Here is an 8,383-nt window from a genome sequence, read left to right on the forward strand (position 1 = left end):
GCCGAAGCGGGCGGGGGTGGGGGAGCGGGTGCGGGGGTCTCGCCCCCGCACCCGGTCAGGGCGGTGCCGGTCAGCACCCCCGCGACCGCCAGGACCGTCGCCTTCCGTGTCTTCCGCGCAGCAGTGATCACTCACGGAAAATATCCGACAATATGGCTATAACGGTCGAGGGCGCTCCGAAGGTGAGAGCCAGGAAGTGGCTCCCTCAGCACCACGGCCCCGTCACCGCGAACGTCGTCCCCGGCGTGTAGCAGTTCACGTACATCGTCGAGCCGTCCGGCGAGAACGTGACCCCCGCGAACTCGCCCCACTCCGGCTCCTCGGGCGTCCCGATGTTCTGCCGTCCGCGCGCCATCGTGTACACCTCGCCGCGCCGGGTCACCCCGAGCACGTGCTGCGCGCCGCCGCCGTCCTCGCAGACCATCAGGCCGCCGTCGGCCGCCAGGCAGATGTTGTCGGGGGACTCGCCGGGCAGCTGGATGTCGGTGTCCGGGCCGAAGATCACCACCAGGGTCAGCCGTCGCTTCTTCGGCTCGTAGCGCCACACCTGGCCGTAGTGGTCGGCCGCCGAGCCCTCGTCGCGGTGGGCGAAGCTGGAGACGAAGTAGACCGAGGAGCCGCCCCAGTAGCAGCCCTCCAGCTTCTGCGCGTGCGTGATGCCCTTGGCCCCGAAGTCCTGGAAGCGGATCGCCGTCTCCTTCGCCAGCGGATCCGGTACGGGGACCCACTCGATCCGGTCGAAGCTGGTCCCCGTCTCCTGGACGACGGAGAGGTCCGGCACGCCCGGCACCCGCATCGCCTCCAGCTCACCGCCCGCCCGGAGCGAACCGGTGCCGCCGAGCGGCTTCTCGGGGAGGAAGCGGTAGAAGAGCCCGAACGGCTTCTCGAACGCGTCCTCCGTCTCGTACACGATCCCGGACTTCGGGTCGACGGCGATCGCCTCGTGCTGGAAGCGGCCCATCGCCGTCAGCGGGACGGCCCCCGTGCGGCGCGGATCGGCGCCGTCCACCTCGAAGATGAAGCCGTGGTCCTTCGTGTACCCGTTGGTCCCGGCCTTGTCCTCGTTCTCCTCGCAGGTCAGCCAGGTGCGCCAGGGGGTGGGCCCGCCTGCGCAGTTGACCGCCGTACCCGCGATGGCGACCCGCTCGCCGAGCACCTTGTTGCGGCCGTCCAGCTCCAGCGACGTACAGCCGCCCTTGGCCGCCGGGTCGTACGTCAGTCCCGGAATCGTCGGCACGCCGATCTCGGCCGTGTGCCGGTTCTCGTGATTGCGGACCAGGTGGATCCGCCCGTTGCGGCCCCGCAGGGCCGCCATGCCGTCGTGGTTGCTCGGCACCGGGCCCTCGCCGGAGCGCAGCGGCTCGCCCTCCCGGGACAGCACCCGGTAGCGGAATCCTTTCGGCAGGTCGAGCAGACCGTCCGGATCGGGGACGAGGGGGCCGTAACCGCTGTGGCCGCGCGCGGCTGCCGTGCCCGCGAAGAGTTCGGAGAAGGCCCCCGTGAAGGCGATCGCTGCGGCTGCGCCGCTGCCTGCCAGGACCTGACGTCGGGTTGCGGTGGAGCGGGGTGCGGTTGACATGAGGTGACTCCCTGTTGGCGGACAGGTGAAGTGACCCGCACGTGTGTAGCACGCACAGAGGCGCGGGGGAACCATGCGCGCCCCCGCGCCCCGTGTTGCTGCTGGGACGGCCCAGAGCGGAAGGGCCGCCCGTGGACGGTCGGGCCGGCTTCGGCCGACGGGCCGGTCCGGCGAAGCCGACCGGCCCCTGCCCGCCGCCCGACCGGTCAGGCCAGCGAGGCCGACAGCGTGATCGTCGTACCCGTCAGCGCCTGGCTGACCGGGCAGTTCGCCTTGGCGTCCTCGGCCGCCTTCACGAAGGCCGCCTCGTCCAGCCCGGGGACCGAGCCCTCGACCGTGAGGTGGATTCCGGTGATCCCGGTGCCGGGCTGGAAGGTGACATCCGCCTTCGTCTCCAGCTTGGTGGGCGGGGTGCCGGCCCCGGCAAGACCGTGCGAGAGCGCCATCGAGAAGCAGCTGGAGTGCGCGGCGGCGATCAGCTCCTCCGGGCTGGTCTTGCCGTTCGCCGCCTCGGAGCGGGACGGCCAGGAGACGTCGTACTCACCGATGCCGGAGGAGTCGAAGGAGACGACCCCCTTGCCCTCGATCAGGTTGCCTTCCCAGACCGTGTGCGCCTGACGCGTGGTAGCCATGCTGGATCCCTTCGAACGGTGTGCGCGGTTGTACGGAAGTGGAGTTACGGGTACGCCGCCGAACGGGCACCCGGTGTCACCCCCCGAACCTACTGCGCCACCAGTCCCTTCGCGTCACGCGCCAGCGCCGTCAGCCGGGAGATCGCCCGGAAGTACTTCTTCCGGTACCCGCCGTTCAGCATCTCGTCGCTGAACAGCTTGTCGAACGGCAGCCCGGAGGCGAGCACCGGAACCTCCCGGTCGTACAGCCGGTCGGCCAGCACCACCAGGCGCAACGCGGTCGACTGGTCGGGCACCGGCGTCACCCCGGTCAGGCAGACCGCGCCCAGCTCGTCGGTGAGCGCGCCGTACCGGCTCGGGTGCACCTTCGCCAGATGGTCCAGCAGCCCCGGGAAGTCGTCCAGGGACGCGCCCGGCGTGGCGTACGCGGCCCGGGCCACCTGCTCGTCGCTGTACGGTGGCGGGGCCTCGGGGAGACCGCGGTGCCGGTAGTCCTCGCCGTCGATGCGCAGCGGGCGGAAGTGCGCGGACAGGCCCTGGATCTCGCGCAGGAAGTCGGCCGCGGCGAACCGGCCCTCGCCGAGCTTGCCCGGCAGTGTGTTCGAGGTCGCAGCCAGCGCCACTCCCGACTCCACGAGCCTGCTGAGCAGCGAGGACACCAGTACGGTGTCGCCCGGGTCGTCCAGCTCGAATTCGTCGATGCACAGGAGCCGGTGGCCGCTGAGCGTCCGCACGGTCTGCTGGAACCCCAGCGCGCCCACCAGGTTGGTCAGCTCCACGAACGTGCCGAACGCCTTCAGCGACGGCTCGGCGGGCGTGGCGTGCCAGAGGGAGGCCAGCAGGTGGGTCTTGCCGACGCCGTAGCCGCCGTCGAGATACACCCCGCGCGGTCCGGCCGGCGCGGCCGGCTTCTTGCTGCCGAACCACTTGCGGCGGCCGGAACCCGTCGCGTGCGCCCCGCCGAGCCCGGCGGCGAACCCCTCCAGGACCGTGACCGCCTCGCTCTGGCTGGGCTGGTTCGGGTCGGGTACGTACGTGTCGAAGCGCACCGAATCGAAGCGCGGCGGCGGCACCATCTCGGCGACCAGACGGTCGGCGGGGACGTGCGGCTCGCGGGCGCACAGGGACAGCGGGGCCGTTTCGGCAAGGGGGCTCTGCCCCGGAAACGCGGTGGATGACGACACAACTCTCCACCCTAAGGCCCGTGCCAGACTGCAACCCATGCGAAGCCTGTTCCCTGTGACGGACCTGACAACGACGGGCGCCGCCGCCCCCGACCGCGAGTGGAGCCTCGACGAGCTGGCGGAGGCGTACGCCTACCCCGCGGGCCTCCCCGACGGAACCCCCTGGCTGCGCGCCAACATGGTCTCCACCCTCGACGGGGCCGCCCAGCACGACGGCCGCTCGCAGCCCATCTCCTGCGCCGCCGACATGCGGATCTTCGGCACCCTGCGGGGCCTGGCCGACGTGGTCATCGCCGGGGCCGAGACCGTACGCCTGGAGGGTTACCGGCCGGCCCGCGCCCGTGAGGCGTTCGCCGCGCGACGCGCAGCCGCCGGGCAGGGCCCCGCGCCCGCCGTCGCGGTGGTGACCGGCTCCCTGGACCTGGACTTCTCGCTGCCGCTGTTCACCGAGCCCCTCGTCCCGACCCTCGTGGTGACCGGCGCCGGAGCCCCCGCCGAGCGGATCGGGGCGGCCCGGAAGGCGGGCGCCGAGGTGGTGATCGCGGGCGACGGTGCCCGGGTGGACCCGGCCCGGGTGGTGCGCGAACTGGCCGGCCGGGGGCTGCGCCGTCAGCTCACCGAGGGCGGGCCCCGGCTGCTCGGCCAGTTCGTGGCGGCCGGCGCGCTGGACGAGCTCTGCCTGACGCTCTCCCCGATGCTCACTGCGGGTGACGCTCAGCGCATCGCCGGGGGTCCCGGGGTCGCCGTGCCGGAACGTTTTTTCCTGGCATCGCTGCTGGAAGAGGCCGGTTTCCTCTTCTCTCGGTACCGTCGGACTGACAGTTAGCGGAATTTGCCGTTCCGCTTAGCTTCGGCTGGGCACACTTACCCCTGCAACCCCGTGGAAGCACGGGGAAGGATGGTTTCAGCAAACGACCGTCGACGGTCGAGCCGGCGGTCGACGAGACGAAGAAGCGGAAGGGCGCCTGTCGTGTTCACAAGCGTTTTGATGATCGAGAAACCGCTCACTCCCGAGGACGTGGACTTCGTCACCACGCTCCACGGCGAGGAGCGGATCTCGTTCGTCGTTCTGTTGCAGCCGCGCGGTGACCAGGCCGATGTCCTGCTGCGCGCGATCGACGACGTGGCGATGGGCGAGCTGAAGGAAGCGGTGCGCGAAGGGGAGGAACCGGAGGGCAGCGAAGCCCGCGAACCCGCCGAGATCGGCCTGGAGTACTCCCTACGGGCCCTGCGCCAGGCGGGCGCCGAAGCCGTCGGACAGGTGATCGAGGACCACCCTCTGGACAAGCTGAAGACCGTCGTCGACGACGCGGGCGCCGATGAGGTCATCGTCCTGACGGCCCCGCACTACGTGGAGGAGTTCTTCCACCGCGACTGGGCCTCCCGGGCCCGCCACAAGGTGGGCGTCCCGGTGCTCAAGCTCTTCGCGCACAGCGAATAGGCTGGGCTCGCGGCCCGGAGTGGCACCGGGCCCGCGGACGCAGCGCACACCCCAGAGGAGTACAGATGGCACCCGGCATTCCCGCCGCCATGGAACGACCCCACTTCATCGGCATCGGCGGGGCCGGAATGTCGGGCATCGCGAAGATCCTCGCCCAGCGCGGCGCCAAGGTGGCGGGCAGCGACGCCAAGGAGTCCGCCACCGCCGAGTCGCTGCGGGCGCTGGGGGCGACCGTGCACATCGGGCACGAGGCCGGGCACCTGGCCGAGGACGCGTCCTGCGTGGTCGTGTCCAGCGCCATCCGCGCCGACAACCCGGAGCTGCTCCGGGCAGGCGAGCTGGCCGTTCCGGTCGTCCACCGCTCGGACGCCCTGGCCTCCCTGATGAACGGCCTGCGGGCCATCGCGGTGGCCGGTACGCACGGCAAGACGACCACCACCTCCATGCTGGCCGTGGCTCTCTCCTCGCTGAGCCTGGCCCCCTCGTACGCCATCGGCGGCGACCTGGAGGGCCCGGGCACCAACGCCACGCACGGCGAAGGCGACATCTTCGTCGCGGAGGCGGACGAGAGCGACCGCAGTTTCCAGAAGTACGACCCCGAGGTCGCGATCGTCCTCAACGTCGAGCTGGACCACCACGCGAACTACGCCTCGATGGACGAGATCTACGACTCCTTCGAGACCTTCGTCGGCAAGATCGTCCCCGGCGGCACCCTCGTCATCTCCGCCGACCAGCCCGGCGCGGTCGAGCTGACCCGCCGGGTCCGTGACCTCTCCGACCTCAAGGTCGTCACCTACGGCTCCGCCGAGGACGCCGACGTACGCGTCCACAAGGTCACCCCGCGCGGCCTGACCAGTGAGGTCACGGTCCTGCTCAACGGGAAGTTCCTCACCTTCACGGTTTCCGTCCCCGGCGCCCACTACGCCCACAACGCGGTCGCCGCGCTCGCCGCCGGGGTCGCCCTCGGCATCCCGGCGCACAACCTGGCCTCGGCCCTCGGTTCGTACACCGGGGTCAAGCGCCGCCTCCAGCTCAAGGGCGAGGCGGCGGGCGTGCAGGTCATCGACTCCTACGCGCACCACCCGACCGAGATGACCGCCGACCTGGAGGCCATGCGCGGCGCCGCCGCCGACGCCCGCATCCTGGTCGTCTTCCAGCCGCACCTGTTCTCCCGTACCCAGGAGCTGGGCACCGAGATGGGCCAGGCCCTCGCGCTGGCCGACGCCTCCGTGGTCCTGGACATCTACCCGGCCCGCGAGGACCCGATCCCCGGCATCACCAGCGCCCTGATCATCGACGCGGCGAAAGCGGCCGGGGCCGAGGTCACCGCCGTCCACGACCAGGCCGACGTACCCGCCGCGATCGCGGGAATGGCGAAGCCCGGCGATCTCGTTCTCACCATGGGAGCGGGCGACGTCACCGACCTCGGCCCGCGCATCCTGGACCACCTGTCGAGCTGAGGAGCGAGCCGTGCCGTACGACGTCGAGAAGCCGGACGAGCAGTGGCGGGAAGAGCTGACCCCCGCCGAGTACGCGGTGCTGCGCCAGGCCGGCACCGAGCCCGCCTTCCGCGGTGAGTACACGGACACCAAGACGGCGGGCGTCTACTCCTGCCGGGCCTGTGGGGCGGAGCTGTTCCGCTCCGACACCAAGTTCGAGTCGCACTGCGGCTGGCCGTCCTTCTACGACCCGAAGGACACCGACGCGGTCGAGCTGATCGAGGACCGCAGCCACGGCATGGTCCGCACCGAGGTGCGCTGCTCCCGCTGCGGCTCGCACCTGGGCCACGTCTTCGAGGGCGAGGGCTACCCCACTCCGACGGACCAGCGCTACTGCATCAACTCGATCTCGCTGACGCTGGCGCCGGACGAGAGCTGAGCCGTACGCCGACGGGACGGAACGCGAAGATGCCTGCACGGGGAGGCCTGTGCGGGCATCTTCCGCGTTCGCTTCCCGGCGCCGCTCCGGCCGGCCGCCGGAGCGCCGAGGTCACCGGCGTCCGCGCAGCCGTCCCAGCAGGCTGCGGGCCTGGGCGCGCTTGCGGGGGTCGGCCGCGGCGCGCCGGGCCGACGCGATGGTCCGCCGGCCCTGGGGGCTGCGGGTGAACCGGGTGATGCGAGCGATCAGGCGCGACATGGTTCCTCCTTGGGGCGTCTGCCTCTCGCTTACCCCGCGAACGCGCGATCGCACGCTCCCGGTGGATCAGGACTGTGCGGCCTCCCAGACGAAGCCGTCCGGGTCGGTGAAGGTGCCACCGGTGGAGCCGATCACGATGCGGTGCGAGCCGGTGCCGTCGGCGGGGACACCGAGGTCCTTGGCCAGCGCTCGGTGCTTGTACAGCGCCAGCTTGATGGGGCAGCCGCCACCGGTGGCGAACTCGGCGTACTTCCCGCCGAAGCTCTTGGCCACGGTCAGACCCCGCCCCACGTAGAACTGCTTGGTGGCCTTCACGTCCTCGACACCGAGCAGCAGGACGACCTCGTCGATGTCGCGGGTGGCGGGTCCGGTGTCCTTCTTCGCCGAGGTCGCGATCTTCCAGATCGTCCCGTCCGGGGCCTGGACGACTCCGCCGTACCCCCACAGCGACTTCGTGGCGGGCTTCAGCACCGTGGCGCCGGCGCCGACGGCGGAGGCGACGAAGCCGTCCACGGTGGCCGGGCCGGAGACCGTCAGGGCCAGGGTGAACCCGCGAAAGCCGGCCGAGACCGCTTCGGACGCCCGCGCGGTGATGTATCTGTCGACACCGAAGGCGCTGTAGAAATGGCGGGCGGCCTCGGGGTCGGCCACCTCAAGGATGACGGAGGCGAGGGTCGTGGGGGCTGCGGAGGAAGTGGTGGTTGCCATGTCCTTCACGCTAGAGGCGGGGGGCGGTAAAGGCTTCTCGAATCCTGACCGGTTCCGCCCCACCTGCCGTCACTCCTGGCCGGGACCCTCGGCCGCCTCCGACCGCAGCAGCGGGTGAATGACCCCCGGGAAGACGGTCGCCTGCACGACCTCCTCGCCCGATCCGCCCCTGACGACCGTCTCGGCGACGCCCCAGGGCCGGCCGGCCAGGTGGACGGTGAGGGTGTACGACGAGGAGCAGCCGGTGCACTCGTAGCGGTCGGCCCAGGTCTCGACCTCGGTGGTGGAGCCCGGGTAGCGCTTCACGTGCCGGTGGCGGGCGTGGCAGTGGCCGCAGGTCTCGCCCGGCTCGCAGGTCCCGCCGCAGGGGCAGGGAACGTCGAAGGAGTCGACGGGCGTCCAGCGCTGCACGAGGACGGCGTCGCGGGTAGCGGCGGTGTCCTTCATGGCCTTGAGGTTGCGGGCGGCGACGTTGTACGACTCGCCGGTGGCGGCCATCCGGTCGCGGATGACGTCCTTGCGTCCACGGTTGGTCGTCATGTGGTTCCTTCTGGGTTCACGCAGCCCGTCAGGAGGCTCACGAGTCGTACGGATCTCCCCTTACGGTACCGGCCCGCTCGGCGGCCTACGGCCGCCTGACGGGCGGGTAGGGGGCGCCGGCCCGAACCGGCGGACGCCGGTTCGGGCAGCGAGGGTCGGGGAG

The 8,383-nt window shown here is 71.4% G+C and carries 10 protein-coding genes; 4 read left to right on the top strand and 6 right to left on the bottom strand.

Going from position 1 to position 8,383, the window contains the following annotated elements; all coding sequences use genetic code 11:
* Positions 1-205: 205 nt before the first annotated feature.
* From D3105_RS30170 to zapE, 3 genes are all read right to left on the bottom strand, one after another.
* A complete protein-coding gene (locus D3105_RS30170; protein WP_118906089.1) occupies positions 206-1,579 on the bottom strand; it encodes an alkaline phosphatase PhoX in 1,374 nt (457 codons plus the stop codon).
* Between the two features lie 206 nt (positions 1,580-1,785).
* On the bottom strand, positions 1,786-2,211 hold the full coding sequence (locus D3105_RS30175; RefSeq protein ID WP_118906090.1) for an OsmC family protein: 426 nt from the start codon (positions 2,209-2,211) through the stop codon (positions 1,786-1,788).
* Positions 2,212-2,300: 89 nt separating this feature from the next.
* Positions 2,301-3,395: a cell division protein ZapE gene (gene zapE, locus D3105_RS30180; RefSeq protein WP_206272964.1), complete on the bottom strand. Its 1,095-nt coding sequence runs from the start codon at positions 3,393-3,395 to the stop codon at positions 2,301-2,303.
* Between the two features lie 37 nt (positions 3,396-3,432).
* Between zapE and D3105_RS30185 the strand changes: the two genes are divergently transcribed.
* From D3105_RS30185 to msrB, 4 genes are all read left to right on the top strand, one after another.
* Complete coding sequence (locus tag D3105_RS30185) at positions 3,433-4,221, top strand: pyrimidine reductase family protein (protein WP_118906092.1); 789 nt, start codon at positions 3,433-3,435, stop codon at positions 4,219-4,221.
* A gap of 162 nt (positions 4,222-4,383) precedes the next feature.
* Entirely contained in the window at positions 4,384-4,836 is a 453-nt protein-coding gene (locus D3105_RS30190; protein ID WP_206272966.1) for an indole-3-glycerol phosphate synthase, read from the top strand.
* A gap of 65 nt (positions 4,837-4,901) precedes the next feature.
* Complete coding sequence (gene murC, locus D3105_RS30195) at positions 4,902-6,296, top strand: UDP-N-acetylmuramate--L-alanine ligase (RefSeq protein ID WP_118906094.1); 1,395 nt, start codon at positions 4,902-4,904, stop codon at positions 6,294-6,296.
* Between the two features lie 10 nt (positions 6,297-6,306).
* Positions 6,307-6,714 carry a peptide-methionine (R)-S-oxide reductase MsrB gene (msrB, locus tag D3105_RS30200; protein ID WP_118906095.1) on the top strand — a complete coding sequence of 136 codons (408 nt, stop codon included), beginning with the start codon at positions 6,307-6,309 and terminating at the stop codon, positions 6,712-6,714.
* A 111-nt stretch (positions 6,715-6,825) separates the two neighbouring features.
* On the opposite strand, the gene D3105_RS34795 is transcribed toward msrB, so the two are convergent.
* The 3 genes from D3105_RS34795 to D3105_RS30210 form a co-directional block, all read right to left on the bottom strand.
* Positions 6,826-6,972 (bottom strand): hypothetical protein, encoded by a 147-nt coding sequence (locus D3105_RS34795; protein ID WP_164873563.1) that lies wholly within the window; start codon positions 6,970-6,972, stop codon positions 6,826-6,828.
* 66 nt (positions 6,973-7,038) lie between these two features.
* Positions 7,039-7,680, bottom strand: coding sequence for a glyoxalase (locus tag D3105_RS30205; protein WP_206272968.1), 642 nt, complete (start codon positions 7,678-7,680; stop codon positions 7,039-7,041).
* A 69-nt stretch (positions 7,681-7,749) separates the two neighbouring features.
* Positions 7,750-8,220 (bottom strand): hypothetical protein, encoded by a 471-nt coding sequence (locus D3105_RS30210; protein ID WP_118906097.1) that lies wholly within the window; start codon positions 8,218-8,220, stop codon positions 7,750-7,752.
* Positions 8,221-8,383: the final 163 nt, after the last annotated feature.

This window comes from Streptomyces globisporus (genome assembly GCF_003501885.1).
Lineage (GTDB): Bacteria > Actinomycetota > Actinomycetes > Streptomycetales > Streptomycetaceae > Streptomyces > Streptomyces globisporus_D.